Source organism: Mycoplasma anserisalpingitidis (assembly GCF_007858495.1).
Taxonomy (GTDB): Bacteria; Bacillota_I; Bacilli_A; order Mycoplasmatales; family Metamycoplasmataceae; genus Mycoplasmopsis; species Mycoplasmopsis anserisalpingitidis_A.
Map to the genome: position 1 here is coordinate 756828 of NZ_CP041663.1, position 23040 is coordinate 779867.

General features: G+C 26.7%; 18 protein-coding genes. 15 read left to right on the top strand and 3 right to left on the bottom strand.

The annotated features are described in order from the left end of the window. Positions 1-8 precede the first annotated feature (8 nt). Positions 9-938, bottom strand: a complete 930-nt coding sequence (gene pip, locus FOY43_RS03170) for a prolyl aminopeptidase (RefSeq protein ID WP_146309091.1) — start codon at positions 936-938, stop codon at positions 9-11. A gap of 1 nt (position 939) precedes the next feature. Further along, the gene (locus FOY43_RS03175) at positions 940-4104 is read right to left on the bottom strand and encodes an MnuA family membrane nuclease (RefSeq protein ID WP_146309092.1); all 3165 of its coding nucleotides are present in this window, start codon (positions 4102-4104) and stop codon (positions 940-942) included. 208 nt (positions 4105-4312) lie between these two features. Here FOY43_RS03175 and FOY43_RS03180 point away from each other — a divergent pair, with 208 nt between their 5' ends. The 5 genes from FOY43_RS03180 to FOY43_RS03200 all read left to right on the top strand — a co-directional run bounded on the left by FOY43_RS03180 (position 4313) and on the right by FOY43_RS03200 (position 8471). Further along, positions 4313-5929, top strand: coding sequence for an ABC-F family ATP-binding cassette domain-containing protein (locus FOY43_RS03180; protein ID WP_146309093.1), 1617 nt, complete (start codon positions 4313-4315; stop codon positions 5927-5929). 174 nt (positions 5930-6103) lie between these two features. Beyond that, the gene (locus FOY43_RS03185; protein WP_146309094.1) at positions 6104-6361 is read left to right on the top strand and encodes a hypothetical protein; all 258 of its coding nucleotides are present in this window, start codon (positions 6104-6106) and stop codon (positions 6359-6361) included. Positions 6362-6363: 2 nt separating this feature from the next. Then, positions 6364-6801: a hypothetical protein gene (locus tag FOY43_RS03190; protein WP_146309095.1), complete on the top strand. Its 438-nt coding sequence runs from the start codon at positions 6364-6366 to the stop codon at positions 6799-6801. Between the two features lie 257 nt (positions 6802-7058). Then, entirely contained in the window at positions 7059-7691 is a 633-nt protein-coding gene (locus FOY43_RS03195) for a hypothetical protein (protein ID WP_146309096.1), read from the top strand. 99 nt (positions 7692-7790) lie between these two features. Continuing rightward, positions 7791-8471 carry a hypothetical protein gene (locus FOY43_RS03200; RefSeq protein ID WP_146309097.1) on the top strand — a complete coding sequence of 227 codons (681 nt, stop codon included), beginning with the start codon at positions 7791-7793 and terminating at the stop codon, positions 8469-8471. 74 nt (positions 8472-8545) lie between these two features. Here FOY43_RS03200 and FOY43_RS03885 read toward each other — a convergent pair whose 3' ends face one another. Beyond that, positions 8546-8905: a Fic family protein gene (locus FOY43_RS03885; RefSeq protein ID WP_328592699.1), complete on the bottom strand. Its 360-nt coding sequence runs from the start codon at positions 8903-8905 to the stop codon at positions 8546-8548. Positions 8906-9559: 654 nt separating this feature from the next. Here FOY43_RS03885 and FOY43_RS03210 point away from each other — a divergent pair. The 10 genes from FOY43_RS03210 (at position 9560) to FOY43_RS03255 (ending at position 22954) form a co-directional block, all read left to right on the top strand. Continuing rightward, entirely contained in the window at positions 9560-11209 is a 1650-nt protein-coding gene (locus FOY43_RS03210; protein WP_146309098.1) for an MBL fold metallo-hydrolase RNA specificity domain-containing protein, read from the top strand. Between the two features lie 72 nt (positions 11210-11281). Then, positions 11282-12778, top strand: coding sequence for a hypothetical protein (locus FOY43_RS03215; RefSeq protein ID WP_146309099.1), 1497 nt, complete (start codon positions 11282-11284; stop codon positions 12776-12778). A 2-nt stretch (positions 12779-12780) separates the two neighbouring features. After that, positions 12781-13146, top strand: a complete 366-nt coding sequence (locus FOY43_RS03220; protein WP_146309100.1) for a thioredoxin family protein — start codon at positions 12781-12783, stop codon at positions 13144-13146. 196 nt (positions 13147-13342) lie between these two features. Continuing rightward, positions 13343-15703 carry a P68 family surface lipoprotein gene (locus FOY43_RS03225; protein WP_146309101.1) on the top strand — a complete coding sequence of 787 codons (2361 nt, stop codon included), beginning with the start codon at positions 13343-13345 and terminating at the stop codon, positions 15701-15703. 25 nt (positions 15704-15728) lie between these two features. After that, positions 15729-17195 carry a thermonuclease family protein gene (locus tag FOY43_RS03230; RefSeq protein WP_146309102.1) on the top strand — a complete coding sequence of 489 codons (1467 nt, stop codon included), beginning with the start codon at positions 15729-15731 and terminating at the stop codon, positions 17193-17195. A gap of 2 nt (positions 17196-17197) precedes the next feature. Next, entirely contained in the window at positions 17198-19282 is a 2085-nt protein-coding gene (locus FOY43_RS03235) for an ATP-binding cassette domain-containing protein (protein WP_146309103.1), read from the top strand. Next, complete coding sequence (locus FOY43_RS03240) at positions 19266-20324, top strand: carbohydrate ABC transporter permease (RefSeq protein ID WP_146309104.1); 1059 nt, start codon at positions 19266-19268, stop codon at positions 20322-20324. The genes FOY43_RS03235 and FOY43_RS03240 overlap by 17 nt, the downstream gene beginning before the upstream one ends. Next, entirely contained in the window at positions 20263-21282 is a 1020-nt protein-coding gene (locus tag FOY43_RS03245; protein WP_146309105.1) for a carbohydrate ABC transporter permease, read from the top strand. The genes FOY43_RS03240 and FOY43_RS03245 overlap by 62 nt, the downstream gene beginning before the upstream one ends. A 3-nt stretch (positions 21283-21285) precedes the next feature. Continuing rightward, positions 21286-21561, top strand: coding sequence for a hypothetical protein (locus FOY43_RS03250; RefSeq protein ID WP_146309106.1), 276 nt, complete (start codon positions 21286-21288; stop codon positions 21559-21561). A 1-nt stretch (position 21562) separates the two neighbouring features. After that, positions 21563-22954: a hypothetical protein gene (locus FOY43_RS03255; protein WP_146309107.1), complete on the top strand. Its 1392-nt coding sequence runs from the start codon at positions 21563-21565 to the stop codon at positions 22952-22954. Positions 22955-23040 lie beyond the last annotated feature (86 nt).

Here is a 23040-nt window from a genome sequence, read left to right on the forward strand (position 1 = left end):
TGTAAAGATTAGAATTTGTGCTTTAATTCTTCCATAATATCAAATAATTTTTGACTTGTTTCACCTTCAAAAAGTGAGTGACCAGCTAAATTGGTATAATGTAATTGTGAATTTTTTAATTTTTTATGTAAATCATATGCTGAAGAAGGACGACAAACCATATCATATCTACCATGAACAATATATGATGGAATATCTTCTATCTTATTTATGTTTTCTAAAATATAGTTATCTGATGGTAAAAATGAGTCATGCACAAAATAATGTGCTTCCAAAGTCGCTATTTCTAAAATGTGCTTATCATCTGAATCAGGTTTTACAGTTTTAATCGTTGAAGTAATTGATTCAAGGTTTGCAAATTTTGTTGCAGCTTGCAAAGCGACATTTTTGTCTGTAGAAGTCATTCTTTTGTAATATGAAGACAATGCATCTTTTCTTTCGTTTTCATTAAGGTGATTCATATAATCTTCAAAATATTCTGGGAAGAATTGTTCAACTCCACTTTGATAAAGTCAATCAATATCGGATTTTCTACATAAGAATATTCCGCGTAATACTAGTGATAAAACTTTTTCAGGATGTCTAATAGCATAAATTAAAGCCAATGTACTTCCTCAAGAACCTCCGAAGAGAATGAATTTTTCTACATTTAACATTCTTGTTAAGTTAGTAATATCATTAACTAGATGGTCTGTTGTATTATTTATCAATGAACGACTTGGTGTGCTCTTTCCACATCCTCTTTGATCAAAAATTATTATTTTATAGTACTTTGGGTCAAAAAATTCTCTATGTTTTTCTGAAGAAGAACCACCTGGACCTCCATGTAAAAATACTACAGGAATTCCATTTTGGTTACCAGAGATTTCATAGTAAATTTTATGCTCAGATTCAGTGTTCATGAATCCGGTTTTATAAGGTATTGTGTTTTTATACATTTTAGTTTTCTCAATCTACTCAAGTTAAGGTGTGATCTGAAATAGATCTAGCTTTTTTTATTATTGTGTCTTCGTTGTTTTTAAATTCAGTAATTATTTTAGCATTTATTGCAGCATAAATATCATATTTAAATTCAAGTTCGGGATTTTCTTGCTCAGTTATAAAGTTTGTAGATTGAGCTTCTTTAATAAAGATTTTATCATATGGTTGTGATCAATAATTTGATACTCCAAGACTTGTTTTGTGTTTTTCATCTGTATCACCATAAACTGATAAATAACCATTGTCAAACATAGGTTTAAAAACTTGCATATTGTTTAGTTTTATATTAGTGTCGCCGGCAAAAAGTAAACTAGAATCATCATCAATAGAGTCAAAATAATTCATAACATGAATTAAACCATATGCTTCAGTTAATTCAAAATTACCTTGTGCTTCACCCTTTATCAATTCTTTTGCATCCTTTGTCTTACTTATATTAACTTCACCACTTTTAGTTTTAGCGCCCGGGCTGTCAAGGTGATTAAATACGACTGTTATATTTTTATTTGTAGTTTTATTAGTAAATTTCATTCCGTAAGGAGTTCTAACATAATGGCGTTTTTCAGTTGGATCACTATAATTTTCAACCTCAGGGTTAAATGAGTCACCAATTTTTCCATTTGTAAATCTAGTAGGTTCAAAAATTGATGATTTATAAATAATACCTATTTGTTCAGATTGAGTAGGCTGACTATTTTCTGTTGCTTCAGAAACTGGTTGAACATAAAATTTATAAGCAGCACTTGGATTAATTTCATTGAGTTTATCTACAATAAAACTAATTGAATCACCTTTATTTAATTTTATTTCAGTTAAACCAACAATATCCATATTAGCATCATTTATAACTGTAGCAATTCCATTAGATTTGTAATTAGCTTCAGTATTTGCGTAATTTAAAACATTTCAGTGACCTATTCTAAATTTGGCATTACTTTTTTCTTTTGGCGATTCTGTGGAAGTTTTAGACTCATTTGTTATTTCATCAAAATTTGTATTAGTCTCAATCCCTGTATCTGAAGTTTTAGAATTTAATTTGAAAGTAAAATTAATTACTTCGCTTGTCTTAACAACTTGATTTTCTTTTATTAAACAGAATTTACCTGTAAAACTTATTGTTTGTTCATTCTCATTAACTTCAAAGTTAAAATATGTTCCACCTTGGTATGTACCTTTTGTTTCAATTTGGTCAATATTAGAAAAGGCAATATATTCACCTTGATCATTTAATAGATTTTTAGATATAAAATCTTTAATTTGATTATTGAATTTTATTGATGAAGTATTACCAATAGTTTTTGTAAATCCAAAGACATCTGTATCTTTATAATATATTCTTCTATATGTCGCGGTCGATCCCTTTTTAAATCTACCAAGTAATTGTTGATAATCTTCTTCACTTAAATTTTTATCAAAAACACTGAAATTACTTTCTTTCATTAATTCTAGTATTTTATTGAACTTATCATCTATACTTTCGTTTTGCTTTTCATCAGTTGCTTCATTAATTACTTCGACATTTTCTTCACTTTTTTCTGTTTGAATTACAAATTTAAATAAATCACTTTGTTTGGTTATTTGACCTGCATTAACTAAAGTGAATTTACCGATAATTTCAAGTGTTTTATTTTCTTTATCTACTTCAAAATTAAAGTATGACCCCCCCTTGTAGGTACCATTTTTTTCAAGTTGATCAACATTTGCAAATGTTATATAGTCATCTTCATCATTATTTCCTAGATTAAACTCAATAAATTCAGAAATTTCTGAGTTAAAACTTAAACTATTTATAGACCCAATAGTTTTAGTAAAACCAAAGGTACCAGTGTCCTTATAGATCATTTTTCTGTAAGTTTCTGTTGTGTTTGTGTCATATCTTTGAACTATTGACTCGAAATCTTCTTTTGTTAATTTTCCTTGAATAACTAAATTTGGTGAATTTTTAGCAAAATTTAATACTTTATCAAATTGCTCTTCTATGTATGAGATTTCGTTGACTTCTTCTTTATCATCTTCTGAATCAACTGTTTCATTAGTATTATTTGTTTCATCTGTTTTATTAACATTGTTTTCAGATTCATTTATTTTTAACACTTTAATTTCATTTACCTGACCAAATATTATTTCTATATTTTCGTCTTTTAATTCATAATTATCTGGAGTAAAAACTTTATAATCGAAAGTTTCTAAACCATATGTAACTTTTTCGATTATCTTAATTATTTGATTTTTTTCGTCAACAAAAACTAGTGAAGTTCTTTTTGTTATAGGATTAATTTTGATTACATTATTGCTTTCTTTTACTATTTCGAAATTTTTAGTACTTATTTTGTTTTCAAGCATAAAAATATGTAATTTTTCTTTGATTATTTCTTCTTTGTTTTCAACTTTATTAATTAAATAGTTTTTATCATTATAAATTATTGTCAAATCTACATAAGTTTTTTTCTTTACTTTAACTATGTTTTCCTTATTTAATTCTAAAGTAAAATCTTCAGAAGCTAATTCTCAGTTTTGTGGGATAAATTGAGAGATATCGTTAAAGTCTAATTCATTTTTAAATAATTTAATACTAAAAAGATCTTTATTTGTTTCAAAATCTCTTAAAGTTAAATATGTGTTTTGATCAACTTTTTTCTCAATAATATAAGTGTTTTCGGATCTTTTGTATACCAAAAAACTTGAATCAATGTTATGTTCAATCTTGAAAGATTCCAAGGTATTTTGGATTTTATCATATGTATTCTGGATGTTAAACTTATAAGAAACATTATTAAAGATAATTTCTAAATCTACTTTGTTAATCTTTTTAAAATATAAAGTAATTTCGTTTTCATTAAAAACGATTTTGTTTGTAGATTCGAAAGATGAATCATTAAAATAATCAGCTAAATTTTTATTATTAAGCTCACCTTTTTCAATTTTTTTGCTGAGGATTATTTCATCATTATCTACATTCTTAAAAATTAAATTAATAGTTGTATCAACTATCTCCTTCGTTTTATTTTCGCCCTCTTCATTTTTCATTTCATTCTCATTGTTAGCACTGAAATTACATGAAGCTGCTAATGAGAAAATACTTAAACTACTTGTTAAAATTACTAATTTACTAATCTTCTTCATAACATAATTAAAAAGGAAAAAATCAGTTATAAAAATAGAAACTTAATAAAGTTTTGTGTGATATTTAAAAGTGAAAAAAATTAAAAAATTCTAGATAAATTTTAGCTTTTTAAAAACATAATAGTGGAAAACGTCCCACATTAACATCTCTAATAAGTGGAACATAAATTTTAAATTTAATATAATAAATAATAACTATGGAGGTTTTATGATAGAAGTTCAAAATTTATCCAAAATTTTTAGTGATAAGAAGTTATTTGAAAATGTAAATATTAAATTTTTAGAAGGTAATACCTATGGAATAATTGGGGCAAATGGAGCTGGTAAAAGTACGTTTTTAAAAATTTTATCAGGAGAAATTGAAGCAAGTGCTGGACAAATCATTATTGAAAAAAACAGAAGAATTTCCGTTCTTTCTCAAAATCATAATGCTTATGATGAAATGGATGTTACTGAAGTTGTTATTACAGGAAATAATGAGCTTTATGAGATTAAAGAACGTAAGGATGCTATTTATAGCAATCCAGAAGCTACAATGGAAGATTATACTTTAGCAGGTGAATTAGAAGAAAAATTCGGAGAGCTTGGAGGATGAACTGCAGAAAATGATGCACAAGAATTGCTTGCAAATCTTTCTATCCCGTCTGAAAAATGACATGTAAAAATGAAGGAATTAACAGCTAACCAAAAAATTAAAGTTTTATTAGCTAAAGCGCTTTTTGGTAATCCTGATATTTTAATTATGGACGAACCAACTAACCACCTTGACCTTAAAAGTATTAAATGACTTGAAAACTTTTTAATTGATTATCCTAATGTTGTTATTGTTGTATCTCATGACTCCGATTTCCTTGATGCAATTTGTACACACATTGTTGATATTGACTATAATGAAGCTAAAATGTATACAGGTAACTATTCATTTTGAAAACAAAGTAGTGAATTAGCTAGAGAGATGTTAAAACAATCTAATGTTAAAAAAGAAGCTCAAATTGAAAAACTTAAAGAATTTATAGCTCGTTTTAGTGCCAATGCATCTAAATCTAAACAAGCTACAAGTAGAAAAAAACTTCTTGACAAAATTACTTTAGATGAAATTAAACCTTCAAATAGAAAATATCCATATATTAAATGAGATATGAATAGAGATCATGGAAAACAAATTCTCAGTGTTGAAAATTTAACATACATTAACGAAAAAGGAGAAACCCTCTTTGAAAATGTTTCGTTCTCATTAAATCCAGGTGAAAAGATGGTTGTTATTGGTGAAGACGACATTGCAAAAACAAGATTATTACAAATTCTTGTTGGTGAGTTGCAACCAACTTCTGGAACAGTAAGTTGAGGTCAAACAATTAAACATAGCTATTTCCCTAATGAAAACAGTAAGTACTTCGAAAATGATGAAACAATTTTAGAATGAATTAGTAAATGACCTATAGAAAATTCAACTCAAGAAACTAAAGATAATAGTGACTCAAGAATGAGAGGTTTCTTAGGAAGAATGCTTTTTTCTAATGATACTGTATTTAAAAAAGTTAAAGTTACTAGTGGAGGAGAAAAAGCAAGATTGATGTTCAGTAGAATGATGCTACTTGAAAGTAATTTTATTATTTTAGATCAACCACTTGATCACCTAGATGCTGAAAGTATTGACTCAGTTATTGAGGGTGTTCAAAGTTACCGTGGTGGTGCAATTTTCACCACTTATAACAGAGCATTCGTTAACCAATGTGCTAATGTAATTTTAGAATTACAAAGTCCACAAAAAAGTTTCTTATTCAGAGGAACTCTTGAAGAATATGATGAAGCTATGGGATATTAGTCATACATGAACATAAGTCACACAATAGTGTGATTTTTTGTTCCACATTTAATTCCATAAATTACGAAATATTTATCAATTATCTTTATTTGATTATTATGTAGAAATGTTTTCACTTAAAAGGTTAAAGATTAAGGTAAAATTTAAATATATCAACAATATTAAGGTGGTTAAATGAAGAAAAACATTTTGTTATATACTTTACTTAGTGAATCAGAAATTACAACTTGGTATGGAGTTGGTATTAACACAAAAATATTTGTAAATAAAAATAATTTAGCAATTATGGAAGTTATTGGATATAATGAAAAAATAAAACTAAATAACACAGATGATTATTATATTTGTAATTATGGTTGAAGTGGTTTTGAAAAAGTGTTCTTAATGTCTCCTATTTTTGGATCTGTTAACTTTTTAAAAATTGATAATTAATAATGAGAAAAGATATTATTGTAAGATTTTGAACGCTGTTTTTCATCCTATTAATTTTTGTTTTTCTTGTAATTCCTTATTTAAATTATTCAACAACCCAAAATAATTTAGGAGATAGAATTATTGAATATAATTTTGCTTTTAATTTTAGCAATAAATCATTTGGACAATTCCTATTAAATATATTCTCAATATTGGAAATTAAGTACATATTTTATGTATGTTTATTATTAATATTCAACGTTAAAAAATTAAAAACAAAATTAAAAATAAGTCTTTTGATTATATTTATTTTCATCTTTTTAGGTACTTTGACTATAGGTATTTTACAAGTATTGTTCAGTAGTTATGCTTTAAATACTATTTTGATGATTGTTTTTTCAGCGATAATATTTATATCAGTTTGTTTATATGCTTTAATAAAAACAACTATGGTCTAAAGATAAATCAAATCTTATTTTGAAAGTAATTGAATTTTATTATGTTTAAGCACAATTCGTAGTCCTGTGTGATTTTTTGTTTCATATTTAATTCCACAAATAATGCTTATTTATAGCTATTTACTCATTTTTCTTTAGTTGAAGATTGGATTTTTATAAAAAACAATATATTAATTTAAAATTTAAATAGTTGTATTAAGCAAGAGTTAAAGTAAGGCAGTTTTCTTTTTTAACGTTTTTTTAATTAGGAGGCTAAAATGAAAGAATTAATAGTTAAAATCAAAAGCATGCAATCTCAAAAAATATATTGAACTATGTCAATTCTTATGATTGAAATTGTTCTGGTTGTTTTTACATTAAATTTAGGTGAAAAAATTATTATTAATTTAGGAATTTCTAAGATTTACATCTTTGTGTTTCTTCTAGTATTTTTCATAGTATTAGGAGCACTTTTATACATTTTATTGTTTAATTATTTTGATAATAAAATAATAAAAATGGTTGATTCCGTAGGTTGAGATGAATTTAATTCATATTTAGCAGATTGTAAACCACATCAATTGCACTATAACAGATACCTAGAGATATTTAATATATTAAAATACAAGAAAAAATACTTAAGTTATCAAAGTTGAATATGGTTTGCGATTGTTGAATTAGTTGCAAGTTTTGCACTAGGAATTCGTTCAATTACACTAGCATTAAGTTATCTAAATAATAATTTAACATATTTTTTTATTATATTAATCGTATCAATTGCTTTAATTTGTTGGTTGTGATTTTTGGTGTTAAAAGTATTTTCATCTAATAAAAAATTAAGAAATATTGGTTCAGTCGCTTTTGATAAATATATTTTGGAATTAAGTGATAAAAATAAAACTGAACTATAATGAACAGAAATTTATTTTTCTGTTTTATTATCAACAAATATGAGTCTCTTAAAGAATTCTGTTGATGAAATTTTATAAAATTAAATAAAGAGGAAAATTATGGGGATTTTTAATGAAATAGTTAAGAAACGAAAGAAAATAATAGATATAACTTTTATACCTTATATAATTGCAGTTCTTTCAATGATACTTTTATCCATACTAAAAAGTAACTCATTTTCTAATTTAGATAGGAATATAAAATGTTTGGTTTATGTTATTACATTTAGTGTTTCTTTAATTCTTTATCTTATTTATTTTTTTCAATATAGAAAAATTAATAACGAGATTTTAGTATTAATTTCTCAAACTAACTTTGCAGAATTTAAAAAATATATGAAGAGTTTGAAATATTCAAAAGAGTTACTAAATCAAAATCTTCAATTATTATCAATTCTTAGAAATGGCAATAAATTCTTAAAAGAAGAATTTTGAACTAGAAGCATGTTAACCATAGTATTACCATGCATTTTATATTCATTTTTATTTATTATGCAATTTGTTATTTTGGAAATGTGGTTAGATTTAGTTTATAGAATAATTTTATTAATAGTAGGTATAATTTCTGGGTTGTATGGACTAATAGTTATTATCAAATTTATATTGTCACACAAAAGAATTAATCGTTTTAATAATCAAAACTTAAAAGACATTGAAATAATTGCTGAAGAAATGGTTCATGAATATAAAGAAGAAAGCAGTGATGAATTAAATGAAGAAGACGCTAGAAAAGAAAAATAGAAATTAGAATAAGAAAGAAAGAGTAAGTAAATTTTTGATGAAGTTAACTAATAAAAGTAAGCTTTTTATTTAACTTATTCAAGTATCTTAATGTAGTAGTCCAATTCTTGCAATAAATATTTTTCAATCATTCTATACACAAAACTTAAGTTTTTTTCAGTATGATATTTATCGAAAGCTTGATAATATTTCATTCTATCTTTATACTTAATATTTATAGGCGGTAGTCCTAATTTCATTAGTTCTAAGTTCATAATCAATCTACCCGTTCTTCCGTTTCCATCTATAAAAGGGCGTATTTCTTCAAATTGAATGTGGAATTTTGATATTTTACCCAAGAAGCTATAGGCACTATTTTTGTAACTTTCAATTAATTTGATCATACTATCTTGAATTAAAATGGGCTCATATGTTTTATTTTTTGCACCTAATATTTGAACAGGATTTTTTTACAAATTCCTCTATCTTCACTACTGTGAGCAAGAACTAAAAAATAAATTTCTTTAATGATTTTTTATTAATTATTAAACCGCTCATAACTAAATCTGCTTCCCTAAGAGTTAACGTGTTTCCTTCAATTGCATTAGAGTTATAAAAAAATTCAACTAAAAATTTCTCATTTAATCTTTGTAGTTAACCTTTTGTTAAAGCTCTTTTCTGTCTTAAAATGTCAAGTTTTTGATTAATTAAGTAAGCTAAATTTAGACCATTATTTTCTCTATTATCCTTTGGTTTATCAGATTCAACTGGTATTTGTTAAGAATTATTTTTCTTAAATGTGCCAAAAATTTTATTTTCTGAACACAATTCTCTGACCCTTCTCTCAGAGATATTTTATTTTTTGCTACTTCTTTTACCCTTATATACTTAATTTTCATAAATAAATTAAATAATCTGCGGAAGTTTATATCATTCGGAATGATATTTTTTAGCTAAAAGGAAGGAATTAAAATAAATATTATGTCCTTGATTTTACTAATTATTATTAACTTTATTTTTTACTTGAATTTCTTATATGTTATAATAAAAATGTTATTTTCAATACTATATTCATATTAAATAATTAAAAAATTATGTAAAGGAAGATTATGAATCATTTAAATATTTTTGCATTAGGTGGTTTAGACGAAAATGGAAAAAACTGCTATATTTTAGAATTCAATGATGAAATTTATATTATTAATTCAGGAGCTAAAATACCAATTAATTCATCAAATGGTGTGGATACATTAATCCCAGATTTTACTTATTTGGAAAAAAACAAGGATAGGATTAAAGGAATCTTTATTTCGGATGTTAAAAACGATAGTTTTAGTGCTTTACCTTGATTAGCAATGAAATTGCCTAAAATTAAAATTTATTCAAGTCCATTCAACAAAATTATGATTTTAGAAAGACTAAGTAAATATTCTATAAATCCTGAAAATGTCGAAGTTATTTCATTTAATAAAGAAGAAAAAGTAGGTAGTTTAACAGTTAAACCAATTATTGTTGCTGGTAGTTTACCAGGTTCAATTGGTTTTGATTTTATCACTCCTGATGGAGATATAATTTTCTTATTTAACTATGTTAAAGGTGATTTGGGAATTTATGGAAATACTAATTTTGATGAAATTAAAACTAATATAAATAATAGAAATGTTATTGCAATAGTTACTGACGCTGGTCGTTCAAATCACAAAGGTTATGCAATTGAAAAAATTAAATTGCCATTAAATTTAATTGAAGATTTCGAAAAAGCACTTCCAAATCAAAGAATAATTGTAGGTGCCTATGATGAAGAAATGGTTTCACTACACCAAATCCTTGATTTAGCTAAAAAACACAATCGTCCAGTAATACCTTACGGAAAAACTTATGGGCAATTACTTTATTTAATCAAACAAGTTAAACCGGATTTAGAATTACCAACAATTCTTGATTATCGTTCATTAAACAAACATGAAAATGCGGTTATTTTAATTACTGGTGCGGTTGAAAGACTTTACAATCGTTTTTTAAGAATTACTGATAATAAAGATGTTTTATTGAAACTCAAAGCAACTGATAAGGTGATTATGATGGCTCCGCCAGTTAATGGACTTGAGTCCTTGCAAGCAGTTTGTTTAGATGAAGTAGCAAGAATTACTCCACAAATTACTGATGCATCTGATAAAGATTATTTTTTCCATAGACCAATTCAAAACGATATTATCGATTTAGTTGAAAAGTTAAATCCAAAATATATAATTCCAGTTCAAGGACTTTACAGACATCTTGTAGATATTTCAAATGCATTAGGTGAATACAAAGGAACTAAAAAAACTAAATCTTTAATATTACAAAATGGAAAGATAGCTCATTTTATTGATGGAGTTTTATTTAGTCAAAATGGAAAAATTAAGAATGTTGGTGATACTATAATCGATGGTTTCGATGTAGGAAATATCTCTAGTGAAGTAATCAATGAAAGAGAATTACTTGGGCGCGATGGATTAATTTTAGTAGTTTTACATTTTAATTCAAAAACTAAAGAAATTAGCAATGATATGAAAATTGAATTTGTTGGTGTTATAGGTAAAGACGAAAAAGTTGAAACAACAAATTATGTAAAAGAAATTATCTATGATGTTGTTGAAAATGAAGTATTTAAAGGTATTAAAGATTTACAAGAGAGACTTAGAAAGGTAATTCGTAAAAAAATATTTAAGTTAACTGATAAGGAACCTTTAATTGCTGTTTCTTTCACTATTTTATAGATTAGAGTAGCTGAGCTACTTTTTTTATTATCAAATAATCTATATTAAATTAAATTTGTTTATAATTTAGACATGATTAAAAATAGACGAAAATTTGAAAACTATTCATATTTAGAAGAAAAAAGAAGAACCAAAATTTCATCCCTTTTTAGGTTATTTAAAAACAGAAAAGTTTTTAATGAACTAGACATCCCTTATGTAGAACAATTAAATGAAAACAATAGAATTCTAACTAAAAAATTAAACCTAAAATGACATATTTTAAGTTTGGTAATCATTTTTTTACTATTTGCCTATGCATTAATAGCTTCGATTGTTGAAGGATGATTTTTCTTGGATATTTATAAATATTCTATAGGTATGTACTTTGGAAATTCTTTTATTATTTTACTAATTTTAAGTGCTACTTGAGTGATAACAAAGTTAGTGTTAAATAGGAAAAGCGAACGCGCTTTTACATTATTTTCACGAATTAGAAAAGTGAATGTCATTACACTTTTAGGAGTTATTAGAAAAATTTTAATTTTATTATTTTTCATCTTAACCCTTGGTGAGCATATAATTATGCATTTTGTTTATAACTGATCTTTTGACTTTAATATTGGTTCAGTTAATTTATTCAAGCATGGATGATACTATATTTCAGGTTCAAATGTAAATTATCCAAATTCATTAAATAATATCGGAATGTTACTTGACTCCATTTACAACGTTTTTTATTACATTTCTGTTTCAAGTATACTCCCAATTTTTATTTGATTATTTTTGGTTTTATTTTTATTCATTCAAGCTATTCTAGTAGAACCTAAAAAAATATGAAAAGTTTACATGAGTAAAGGTAATTCACTTGAAAGTGTTAAAGAATATATGAATAGTCGTCAAAGTGTTTTTGTTGTTACTAAAGGTGTTCAATTGTATTTTTACACTATGATGATTATTAAAGGATTAATCACTGATAAATTAGATGTAATTAATTTTGCTGAATTAAAAATTAGAGTTATTGAAAAAACTATTGATAGTAAAAAAACTAAAGCAACAATTGATCTTAAAAGTGTAAGAAATAAATTTGTTAACTTGGAAAATGAGAAAAAAACTGACTTAGATCAAATTATCATAAAAGAAAATGAGTTTATTGTTAATCAAACAATTAATGACAAACTTTCTAAACAAACTAAAGAAACTGGCGAAGAACAACAAGTGAATGTTTCAATTAATAAAAAAAATGATCAAGAACGTGTTGCTAATCCTAATCCATTAAATGCCTATGAAACAACTTCTAATGGCACTCAAGAAAATATGTTTGAAGATATTTATGAAGAACCAATAAGTTATAATTCAACTTATGAAGATGCTTATGTTATAAGAGAAAATCAACCTAAAATTAATAATAATGCAAGTAATTCACCTTCTCAAAGTGTTAAAGAAGTTAAATTTGAGAAAGCAATTAAAAATAACACAAATCAAAAACCTAATTTAACTATTGAAGATGAAGATGAATTAGAAAGAGAAAAATTATTTAAAGAACTTGATGAATTTCTTGAATCAGTTGCTCCTAAAGATAAGAGGTAATTATGTTTAAAGAACTAATGTGGAATGAAGCTGAAAGTAAAATTGCAAGTACAAAAGACATTGTGTTTTTTGTTGAATTCACTACAAAATGATGCAATGATTGCAAGGTGATGAAACCTATTGTCGACTCACTTGCCGAACAATATGGTGAAGATACAAATATTCAATTTATTAAAATTGATGCTGAGGATTCTGAACTTTTTAGAAACTACACAAACAAGTTACAAATTCTCAAAGTTCCAACACATATGATTTTCTTAAATAATGAAATTATCAATAAAGGTTATGAATATTGACCAAAAGAGATACTTAATTCTTGAATAGAAAAAGCACTCTCACTCATTGAAAAAGAAAAAATTGATTATTAAAATCTCATCCACAAACTTTTATCACCTGTTTTACGGTGATTTTTTTATTGTCTAATATTCCAATTCATAAATATTTACCTTATTGAAGAAAGTAAACAGATACTTGACCACTCAAAATTGAAAATTAATTTCATATAGATGTTTATCTAAAAAATAAAATATAATATATAAGTATAAATTTAGGAGGAATTATTTTATGAAAAATAAATTAATATTAGGAGTTTCTGGAGCTTTAACAATGACTTCATTCATTGCTTTATCAGCTTCATGTGGTAGCTCTAGTCAAACAGAAAAACCAAAGGAAGACCCAAGCAAAGATCCTAGTAAAGATCCAAGCACAACTCCATCAAATCCAAATGTAGGTGGAAATGGTTCAGTTTTTGATGTGGATTATAATATTAACGATGAGTTTGTTCCTATTGCTAATAAAAACAACTCAGCAGTTGCCGGATATTATGATCAAGATAGTGAAAAAATAAAAATTGGTGTAACTTGATCAAAAGGTAATAACCAATTCAAAATTTTAAAAGCATTAATTGAATATTATAATGCTCATGTAAAATCTGCAAGCGACAAAGAAATTCAACTTGACAATATTGGTTCTGCTTATGGTGAAGGTGGAAAAAAAGTTGACAACTTTTTAACCAGTCATGACGCAACAGGATCATATAACTTAATTTTTAACTATTCACCTAATGCAGCTAAATTAGCTGAAAAAGGTATGTTACTTAACTTTAGAGATAAAGAGGAAGAATTTGATTTAAAGAAAACTTACTTTGATAAAAACTTCACTAAGGTTAGTGATAACGTTGAACACATTCAATATCCTAATGGATTCTGAGTTGTTCCAGGTTTCAAGAGTACAAATACTTTATCAATTAATCAACCTGTTTTAGCTTATATTCTTAAAAATATGGTTGAAAATGGTGCTACAGTGGATAAAGATTTTGAAGAGCTATATAACAAAATTCTTAAAGCTGGTTCTGCTGATGAAAAAGGTGTTGAACAAATATGAGGAACAACTGTATCAAATGTTAAGGACCTTGTTAAAGGTTATGTAATTAAAAGTACAATTTTGACACAATATCAACAAATGTTACATTTCTCAGAAATTGCACAAAAAATGTTCACAAATTCTTCTAAAGCAAACACAGGTCTTCATGTAATGGGGATTGATGATGCAGCGGGAGTTTTCAATCAATCGATGTATTCACATGGTCTAATTACTGATATGAATGAAGATGGACTTCACAAACTTGGTAAAGATAAAGGTGTTACAAAAGTTTTATTTGACAATATTAATAAAAACGATACTACAAAAAGAGCAGCTGAAGAAATTTTCAACTCAATTAAGAGTGCCCTTGAAGCAAATGGTTTAAAACTTTATGGTGATGGTGCTTATGCTTCGAATGACCAAGTTTACCACAAAATGGCTTTCTCAATTGGTTCAAGTGCAGGATACTCACACAACTACAACAATGCTGAAAAACAAATCAACTTCCAAGCTAGCTTAAGTGCAGGAGACATTGAATTAGCTCTTACAAAAAATAATGTTTATAAACTTAATACTAGTGTTTCTGAAGAACATCAAAATAAAGGTGTAAAAACATACATTTCAAAATACAACAATTTAATTTTCAGTTATTCAGCAAGTGTAAATGAAAATGAAGTTGGTGGATATGATTATAAATTTGCATCGCAAGAAGATGAAGAATTATTTGTAAAAAATCAAAAATTAATCGATGCAAACAGAATTCTTTTAATTAGTGATGATAATGCATCAAAAACAGCTGAATTAGAAAAAGTACTTAGAGCTTTAGAAGTTAATGCAAGTAATCAAGTAGCTTATTTAGGAAAAGTTGAAAGTATTAAAACAAAAGGAAGATTCGTTTACTTTATTGGATTTAAGGGTGAATCTACAAATGATGGTGATTTAAAAGCTTCTGAAATTGGAACACTTAATTTATTGGATTCTAAAAATAAATTACTTCAAGTAATTGAAACATCAGGAGAAAAAATCTTAAGTCAATCAGAATTATTAGTTATGTCTACTCCATTGAAATGAAATGATGCTTCATCAAGATCAATTGTTTACACACAAGGTCCATCAATTATCGGAATTCATGGAACTACCGAAGATGACAAACAAACCAAAAAATTCGTTAAATGACTTTTAACTTCAATCGATAAATTCATTTTAGATAATACTAGTGATTTTAGTAAGAGTCTTAAAGATTTCTTTGCTAAAGAACATACAGCGGTTGAATATATTCAATATGTTGCTAACTACTTTATTCCTACAGCTAACTTCACAGAATTACCAGATAATCAATTTGGTACAAACGCCGCTTTAAATGTTTCATTACAAATGTTCAAAAACGCTGCTTTAAATGATGATGTGTTTATTTTTGAAGAACCAGGAGCAACATTATCAGATAAATTTAGATCTCAAATTGTTTCGCAATTCAAAACTGTTCAAAATAAAATTGAACAAGGTAAATCGAATGAAATTGACTTTGTTAACGATTTCGTAAATCAATTAAATCCTGAAAAATAACATTTTAATAAAAATATAATTTCTTATGTATAGGAAATTGTATTTTTATAAAGAAAGAAAACAAATGTTTAAGAAAAAATACAAACTATTGTCTTCATTTATTAGTGTACCATTGGTAGTTTCTACAATTACATTATCTGCTTCATGCGATGGTTCAAAAAAAGATGAGAATCCTATTGATACTAAACCAAGCAATCCTGAAACAAACGATAATTTAATAAAACCATTTAAACTTGTTTTAAATACAGATGAAAGTGGAACGCTTGGGATGTTTAAAGATGAGAACAATAGAACAATTTCAAGAATAGATATACAAAATTTAATTGAGAAAAAACTAAAAGACATTGTTAACAATCATGTTGCAAATGTTAAAAGCAACAAAATATTTAATTCATGAAGTGAATTTGACTTTGAAAATAAATTAGGTTATTCGCTAAAAGAAATGTGGCCAGATTTAAAAATTGAGTTTGTTGGTGATGAACTTAAATTAGATGAACCTGGGCAATTATATTTGAATATTGTTAGTGAAATAAGTTACCCCGATACTGATACTGTAATTAAATCATTCGACAAAAACACTTCTTCCTTAAAAGACATTAAACAAACATTAAGATTTCAAATTGTTTTTAGAAGTGGTTCTAAAATAGTAGTTATTAGAAACACAGACTTTCTTATTGATCTAGTGCAAGAGAAGTCGTTTAAGTCTATTGCTGAAGTTGAGAATTCAGCTTTAGGACAAGAAAAATTCAGACCAGTTAATATTGATTGAAATAGTGAAATTTATAAACCATTAGTTATGAGAGGAAAAATTGTTTCTATTTCTGATGGTGATACAGCAACAATTAAACTTACTGAAGTGCCAACTAAATTCGAAGAAACTTATTCTGTAGGTTCGGAATATAAAGTTAGAATAGCATCAATAGATACACCTGAAAAAGCTGTTGGTTCTGGTTCAAGTTCAGTGAAATCAAAACCATTTGAATATACTTTTGCCGAATGATCAACAAAGTTTGCTGAAGAGAATTTAATGGGTCAAGATGTAGTGTTTTGATCTAATGGTGAAGAAGATGCTTATAAAAGACTAGTTGGAGACTTCTTTATAAACAAAAAAGATGACCCAAATGGTAATTATCAATATTCTTATTCAGCTGAAATTGTAAGAGCAGGATTGACATTACCTTATGATACAAAATCAGAGAATTTTCGTTCAACATATCAAAGTGATAAAACAGCATATAAAACCAAAATTTATCCAATAATAGCCGAAGCTGCTGAAGAGGCATTTATAAACCAAAATGGTTTCTATAAGTTTGTAAGTAATCCATTTGGAATACAAAAAACTATATACAGAAATAAAGAAAATTCAGGTTGAGATTTATTTTTCCGTCGTTCAGTGTTCACTAACCGTGGAGATTTATTTGAAATCCAACCCAAAATGCCATTTAGTATCTTAGATTGAATTAAAGAATTAGAAAATAACAAGGAAAAATAGTAATGGAAAAACAAAAAAATATTAAAAATAAGTACTCAATGTCTTTATTAACTGAAGAACAAATTAAAATTATTGAAAAACTTTCTGAAGATTCTGATAATAGAGATCAAGGGGAAATTCCTGCAATCGAACTTAAAAACTTATACATAGATTTTGGTGAAACATTGGCCGTTGATGATGTTAGTTTTAAGATTCCAGAAGGAAAATTAGTTACACTTCTTGGGCCATCAGGTTCTGGTAAGTCTACTACATTAAATGCTATAGCTGGACTTCTTACACCAACATCAGGTAAAATTTTATTCAGAGGAAAAGATGTTACTAGCTTTTCACCACAAAAAAGAAAACTTGGTTTTGTGTTCCAAAACTACGCACTTTATCCACATATGTCTGTTTATGCAAATATAGCATTCCCTCTTAAAAATGACTCTGCTTGAAAAAGCAATGTAGTTTTCAAAAAGAATTTAGCAAAAAATAAAATATTAGAAATCTATCTTAGAAAATTAGGGGCAACTAGCGAAGAAATTCAAGAACTTCACACAGCACATAAATGAACAAAAACTATTTCTGAAGAACTTACTTTTAGATTAAATAATATTAATGCTAAATTATCAAGCGAATTAGAAGTAGCACAAAGTAGATATAAATTAGTTTCTGTTCACGAAAATTCAGAATTATCAAAACTTGCAAAAGATATTCTTAAAAATCAATCATTAACTAAAAAAGAGACAAAACAAAAAATTAAGTTAGTTAAAGAAAAATTCAAGGAAAATAAAAACTCAGGATTAGTTCAATCTAATTTAACACATTCTGAAGTATTACAAAATCTTGATAAAAAATTATTAAAATTTAATCCATCAAAAAATATTGATGAAATCAAAAAACAAATCGAAGATGTTCAATCAGCTATTTTATCTTTAACATCGGTTGAATTTGATAATTTATTACTTTCTGAAAGAATTAAAGTAATTAAAGCAGAAGGTAAACTTATTTCACTTGTAATGAAATATAAATACCAAATTAATTCTTTAAAAATTAGAGAAAAATACAAAGAAGAAAAAATAGTTGAGAAAAACAATTATGAAAAAGCAAGAGTTGATTATAAATTGGCTTATGCTGAAAATGAAGAGTTAAAAACATTAAAATCTTACGATAAAACATTAGCAAAATTAGTAAGAAATAACTATAATCACGTTAAGAAAACTTTATTAGCTAAGTATCCAACATTGGATAAAGTTATGAAAGAAGATGCTTCTCAAGGTCGCCAAATGTTAGACACAAATGAAAAAGAAGCTATCAAGGAATATACAAAAGACATTGTGTCTATTCGCCAAGCAATTCATAATGAAGTTATGGAAGTTGCAAAACGTGTTGAAATAATTCCTATCCTTCAAAAGAAACCTACCCGTTTATCAGGTGGTCAACAACAACGTGTATCAATTGCACGTGCTATTGTTAAAAAACCTCAAATATTATTAATGGATGAGCCTCTTTCAAACTTAGATGCCAAATTACGTATTTCTACCCGCCAATGAATTCGTGAAATTCAGCAATCTCTTGGAATTACAACTGTTTTTGTTACACATGACCAAGAAGAAGCTATGAGTATTAGCGATATAGTTATCTGTATGTCTATGGCTAGAGTTCAACAAATGGGTTCACCAATGGAACTTTATAATAGACCTAAAAACCAGTTCGTCGCTAGATTTTTAGGGATGCCTGAAATGGGTCTATTCCCTGCTAAATATGAAAAAGGTGAAATTTATATCGATAAAACAGTTATATCAAATATCGATATTAAAGATAAAGAAAGTGCACAACTTAACATAGGTGTACGTTCAGAAGATTTTGAAATAGTTAAAACAAAATCTAGAGCTGACTTTACAGGTATAGTAAAAGTTGTTGAAAACTTTGGAAAAGAAAGTAAATTAATTGTTGACGTTCCAAATATCGGTAAAATTAATTTCTTACTTGATAATAGAATGCACTATGAATTAGGACAAGATATTTACTTTAATCTTCCAAAAGATAGACTTCACATTTTTGATGCAATAACTGAAGAGAGATTACAATATGAAGTTAAAAAGTAATTCTTCTTATGCAAAAATTGGTGAAAAATTTAAACCCTTATTTAACTGATCACTCAGAAAACAATCAGTTTCAAAATCAAATGTATCAACAACAGTTTTAGACAAAAGAACTCCATTTTACGTTCCTTTTGTTCTATTATTACCTGCTTTAATATTAATTTTCATGTTCACTATTGTTCCAATGATTTATAACATCATAAACTCATTTTCTGATAGTGTTACATTAAAATTCACACTTAAAAACTATATTCAAACTTTTTCATCATTAGAATATGCTATAGGTTTTAGAAACTCATTTATTTATGGAATTTTAGTTTTACCATTTGTTTTGATGATTTCATTAGTCATTTCGTCAGTTATAGCTAAACTTTATAGAAAATGAGCAAGAGGATTCTGACAAACAGTATTCTTTATGCCATATATTACTAATGGTGTTGCCATCTCACTTACATTTATTCAAGTTTTTGAACAAAAAGGTGTTTTAAACCAAATTATAGGTACTGACATCGCTTGATTAAAAGAAGGTTCACCAGATGGTTTTCATGCAGTTATTGCATTAATAATTAACGGAGTATGAAGTGGATTAGCATTTAATATTCTTATTTTTACTACAGCTATGCTTTCAGTAGATAAAAATTTATACCACTCAGCTTCAATTGATGGTACTGGAGGAGTGAAACAATTCTTCTCAATTACTTTACCATCGATCAAATCTACGATTAACTTTTTAATAACACTGGGAATAATTGGTGGAATTAAAGTTTTCCCACTTGCATTATTTGAGAATAAACCTACTGATGCTACAGCTAATGGTGCGTCAACATTGATGTTATACATCTATCAAAAAACCCAAGAAGGAAACCTATATATTTCTGGAGCATCAAGTATAGCATTATTTATTATTGGAGTTACATTCTCATCAATCATACGTGGTGGATTCTTTGCGGCACAAACTACATTAAATTACTTAGGAGAAAGAAATGTTTGAGTTAAAGTTGAAATGACAAAACATACTAATAAAGAGACGCTTAAGAAGAAATAAAGAAAAAGTAAGCGGTCAAGTTAGAGAAAGCTCGTTATTTAATGTCGCATCTATTTCACTCCTTAAATTATTACTTTTATGTTTATTCGGTGTAATAATTTTATTCCCATTCTTCTTAATGATTTCATTTTCATTTTTCTCATGAAATGAAGCATTAAATCTAAAAAATGACTTTAGAATTTTACCTTCATTTAATGATTCATACTTCATGATAGATGGGAAAGACGTACCATTAACTTGAAGTGAAGGTATTAGATTTAACTATATGACTGCTATAAAAAATGAAGGTTATTGAACAGCAGTCTCAATAACAGGGTTAAATGTTTTACTTTCAGTTGTACTTAAAGTATTTATCACAATTCTAATGGGATATGCTTTTTCTCTTAGAAACTGAAGAGGTAAAGAATTTGTTTGATTCTGTGCTTTAGCACTTCTAGTTTTACCTGAAGTAGCTCTTCTTTCTGGTCAATACAAGGTTGTTCGTGACACTCGTATGAACGAAACCACAGTAGGATTTTTATTCACAATCGCCTTACCATTCGTAGCTTCAATATTCAATGCAACTATGTACAAAAATGCTTTTGAATCAATTCCAGGTAGAATTAAAGAAGTTGCTTTGGTTGATGGAGCTGTTGGTGCTAAATATTTATTTAAGATTGCCATCCCTATGGTAACACCTACAACTTGAACTATTGTTATTCTTACAGCTATTGCTTCATGAAATACATATTTATGAGCTTCTATTGTAGTGTTTGGAGATAGTGATAATCTTAAAGTTGTTTCAGTTTGATTATTCAAAGCTGGTCTTGTTTATAATGGCGATGAACCAATGACACTTCAATCTATTAAAATGGCAGGAGCAATTCTCGTTAACATTCCTATGTTTATTGCATACTTTGTATTTAGAAAAAGAATTATGAATGCCGTTTCTAGACAAGGTTCAACAATTAAAGGATAATTTATGAAAAATTATAAAGTTAAAATCGTTATCTGAAGTGTTGTATTATTAGTTTCTATCATCGCTATTATTCTTTTATCAATTAATATTCATCAATTAAAGGAAACAATGGATTTATTCAACGTTGTTGAATTAGATTCTCAAATTCAAAGTACATATAAACTTATTAGAGCATATAGTATAGGAGGGTTAGCATTTGCATTGATTCTATTTGTATTATCGAGTGTAATTACATACGCTGGTTTCAAATCGTGAAGATATGTTGAAATGTTTGGATAAAATGAAAAGAAAAATTAACAAACTTTGACTTTTATTGGGTGCAGTATCAGTTGCGTCAACACCAATTATAGCTAGCTCTTGTATATATGAAAATCACCCTTCAGTAGTTTTTGCTAAGAACTTTATCAAATCAAATTACTGAAAAGATAATGCTAAGAATATTGAAAATAAAATTTCTGAAGAACTTTCAAACACTGAAATTAGAAAGTTCTATGATGAAATAATGGCAAACATTAAGTTGCAATCTACTTTTTCAAGTTACGATATTTTTACACCAAATAGCATTATTACTATTAATGTTACCGGAAGAGATGAACAAGAAATTAATGCTTTATTAAAATCTATGGATTCGGTAGTACGAGCTGTACTTGAAGAAACACCATTTTATGCATTATATTTGATGAATAAAAACTCAATATTAAAAAGAGAAAATAACAAAATAACCTTTGATTATAAATCGAGTGAAGCAGTATTCAATTATATTCAAGCTTCTGATTTTGTTCACTTACTAGATCTATATAAATCACAATCAGACAAAAGTATTGAAAATGTATATAAAAATGTAGTTTTTGATTACATTAAAAATAAACCATTCAATTTCGATAAGTATAGTCCATACTATAATGAATACAAGAATAATATGTCGATAACTCACTCAATAGTTGCAGGATTAGGACCAGTATATGTTCTTAATAATACTGACAAAGTTGGAAGAGAATCTGATGAAACTAAAGTTTTTGCCGAAAAACTTTCTAATGATGATGAATTATCAGAAGAATTTATGAATTCGCCAGTTGAATTTGTTGAGGATCATCCAGATTTACTTTACTACGATTCATATCATGGTGAAATCGAAAGAACAAGTGAAGGTATATATCTTCATGGTGTTGCTGCATCTGAACGTATGATCAAAGAAACACTAATTGAAATAGAAGAATTAACTGATCTTGCACTTAAGTATAGAGAATTAAAATCCGAAAATAGGTTAGAAGAAGCAAACAAAGCTAAAGAGGAAATGTTAAATTATATTAATAACAGTCAATATTTAAAACAATCTTACGAAAAACAAGTTGAATATGTTAAAGATAAAAAATCAAAAACAATTTCTAATATTTATCATTATGTTGAATTTTATGCACTTTCATTGTTCTTATTAGGTTATAAAAATATAGAACTTATTTCATTAGAATGACCCGAAGGAACTGAATATAGTGAATTTAATAAAACAAATTTAAGATATTTTGTTATCAAAATCAAAGATTCTAAAGGTCAAATAAAATACCTTGATCCATATAGAGATTATATGAATTACTCTCAAAACAAAGAATATAATTTTGGACAAGTGTATGATAATATTCCTCAAGGATTCACGATTTCAAGTGAGTTTAAATAAAAAATAAAAATACAAGTACTTTATATTGCTTGTATTTTTATTTTCTTTAAAAAGATACCTAATGTGGTAGAATTAATAAGCACAAA